Origin of the sequence: Saccharomonospora saliphila YIM 90502 (assembly GCF_000383795.1) — a bacterium.
Classification (GTDB): domain Bacteria; phylum Actinomycetota; class Actinomycetes; order Mycobacteriales; family Pseudonocardiaceae; genus Saccharomonospora; species Saccharomonospora saliphila.
Genome location: NZ_KB912607.1, coordinates 17623 through 19853, shown reverse-complemented (window position 1 = coordinate 19853; position 2231 = coordinate 17623). Strand labels below are relative to the sequence as shown.

Below are 2231 nucleotides of genomic sequence, written 5' to 3'. Positions count from 1 at the left end.
CGCGACGGGCACCGACGGGAACGGCTCCCGTCCCGGCACGGTCGCGCCCGCCGAGGGTGTCCGGGACGGCGCGGGCGTCTCGGACGCGGCCCCGCCTCTCGCGCGCGACGCGTAACTCGTTAGCACGGGTAAGGAAATGCGGTAGGGTGCGAGCATGCGCCCCACCGACCTCGCCCTCACGGCCGTGCCCGGGAGGCCGACGCTGCGGGGCGAGCTGCTGCTGACCGCGGTGGCTCGCCCCGACCTCTCCGGCGACACCTATTCCAGCGCTCTCCACCGCGTCCGCGTCGACGGCGTCGACGTCTGGACCCACGCCGACCGGGACACCGCGCCCGCCCTGTCCCCGGACGGCCGGTGGGTGGCGTTCCTGCGTGCCGAGGGCGGTGCCCCGCAGCTTCACGTGATGCCGTCCGACGGAGGGGAGGCGCGGCGGCTCACCGACCTCCCGCTGGGCGCGGGAGAGCCCGTGTGGTCCCCGGACTCCCGGCGCCTGGCGTTCACCGCCCGGGTTCCGGAACCCGGCCGATACGGCACACCGCGGTCCGATGAGGACGACGCCGGAACCCCGCCGCCACCGGAGGCCGAGTCACCCCGGCGGATCACCCGGCTGGACTACCGCGTGGACGATGTCGGGTTCCTGCGGGACCGGCCGAGAACGCTGTTCGTGGTCGAGGCCGTGCCCGGTACGGTCGCGGGTGCGGGCGATGGTGTCCCGGGCAGGCCGGAGGCGTTCCCGCTCACCGACGGCGCGTTCGATGTCGACGATCCGGCGTGGACACCGGACGGGCGCCGCGTGCTCGTGGTCGGTCCGAGCGGGCACGACCGGGTGGAGACTCTGCACAGCGACCTGTACGCCGTGCCTGCCGACGGGGACCCGAGCCGGCCGCCCGAGCCGGTGGTGCGCTGTGCGGGCCGTGCGTCCGGCCCCGTCGTCGACGAGGACGGCACCGTCTTCTTCTTCGGCACGGAGTTCGACGGCTTCGCCGCGGTGGCTCGCAACACCGGCCTGTGGGCGGCCCCGCTCTCCGGGGACGGCACCGTGGCGACACCGCGCAGGCTCACCGACGGTGAATCGGTCGACTGCGCCGGTGAGGCCGGAAGGCCCGCGCCGTTCGGGGACCGGCTCGTGGTCGCGGTGCGGAACCGGGGTGCGGTCGAGTTGCGGTCGGTGCCCCGGCGGGGCGACCGGGTCGCGCTGGCGGACCTGCCCGTGCTCGCGGGCACCCGCGCGGCGGTGCGCGGGTTCGCCGTCGACGGCTCACGCATCGCCGTGGTCCAGGCGGGGCCGTCGGACACCGGTGAGGTCGTCCTGCTCGACACCGCGGACACGGCCGGAACGGCGAGTGGCCACGACGGTGCGGTGGGCACCGCGGTGGCGCGGACGGACTTCTCCGCGGCGTTGAGGTCGGCCGGGGTGCGCCCGGCCGAGGAACTGACGGCGCGGGCGCCCGACGGCTATCCGGTTCACGGCTGGCTGGTCCTGCCCGAGGGCGAGGGGCCGCACCCCACGTTGCTGGTGGTGCACGGTGGCCCGTTCGCCCAGTACGACTGGGGCCTGTTCGACGAGGCGCAGGTCTACGCCTCAGCGGGGTATGCGGTGGTGCTCGGCAACCCGCGCGGGTCGGCGGGGTACGGCGAGGCGCACGCCCGCGCGGTCGTCGGGTCGTTCGGCACCGTGGACGCCGACGACCTGCTGGCGCTGCTCGACGCCGCCACGGCGCGGTCCGACGTATCCGCCGACCGGGTCGGCGTGATGGGCGGGTCGTACGGCGGGTTCATGACCGGTTGGCTCGCCGCGCACCACGGGCATCGTTTCCGCGCGGCGTGGAGCGAGCGCGCGGTGAACGCGTGGGACTCGTTCACCGGAAGCTCCGACATCGGCTGGTTCTTCGCCGACGCCTACCTGGGAGACGACCCGGAGGTGCGACGCCGGTCGAGCCCGCTGACCTACGCCGACCGCATCACGGTCCCGTTCGCCGTCGTGCACTCCGAACAGGACTGGCGCTGTCCGATCGAACAGGCGCAGCGCATGTTCGTGGCGTTGCGGCGCGCGGGAACCGAAACGGAGTTGCTGGTCTTTCCCGGGGAGGGGCACGAGTTGACCCGTTCGGGCCGACCGCGGCACCGCGTTCAGCGGTTCGAGGCCGTGCTCGACTGGTGGCGGCGGCATCTGCCCGTCGGCGAGTGAGCCGTCGGCGAGCCGGCCGCCCCGACCGCGCGGGCACGTGCCC

At 74.9% G+C, this 2231-nt stretch carries 1 protein-coding gene; it reads left to right on the top strand.

Annotated elements, in window-relative coordinates; translation table 11 throughout:
• Window positions 1-154: 154 nt before the first annotated feature.
• Window positions 155-2188, top strand: a complete 2034-nt coding sequence (locus SACSA_RS0101905) for a S9 family peptidase (RefSeq protein WP_019813058.1) — start codon at window positions 155-157, stop codon at window positions 2186-2188.
• The last annotated feature ends 43 nt before the right edge of the window (window positions 2189-2231 follow it).

Coding starts and splice junctions, on each gene's coding strand:
- SACSA_RS0101905 (WP_019813058.1), top strand. CDS start 155: ATGCGCCCCACCGACCTCGCCCTCACGGCCGTGCCCGGGAGGCCGACG.